The following is a 257-nucleotide window of genomic DNA, read 5'->3' as shown; positions in this document are numbered from 1 at the left end:
CCGTAAATTAGGGTTAGCACAAGGACTGGCTATCAAAGTTTTTGATGTACCGGGCGAGAAGCTAGCACCAGGTGAAGAAGATAGTACGACTTTTGATTTTAACTTGATCAATCATCCGGTGTTCTTCTGTAATAGAATCGAAGATTATGCCTATATCTCTAAGCTTTTTTTAGAGCTACCGGAGTATGCTGAAAAAGGCGCGAGAGGCAAAGCAAAACTGGCTTTTAACTGGCTAACCAATTACGGCTCAAGACTAC

Annotated in this window: 1 pseudogene; it reads left to right on the top strand. The window is 41.6% G+C overall.

What is annotated here, in order from left to right:
• Positions 1-257 (top strand): annotated as a pseudogene (locus tag AAEZ03_RS28055) (hypothetical protein); the annotation flags it as partial.

The organism is Pseudomonas sp. HY2-MNA-CIBAN-0224 (genome assembly GCF_040310285.1).
Taxonomy (GTDB): domain Bacteria; phylum Pseudomonadota; class Gammaproteobacteria; order Pseudomonadales; family Pseudomonadaceae; genus Aquipseudomonas; species Aquipseudomonas helleri.
Note: the sequence above shows the minus strand (reverse complement) of the source record. Positions and strands in the feature narration are given on the sequence as shown.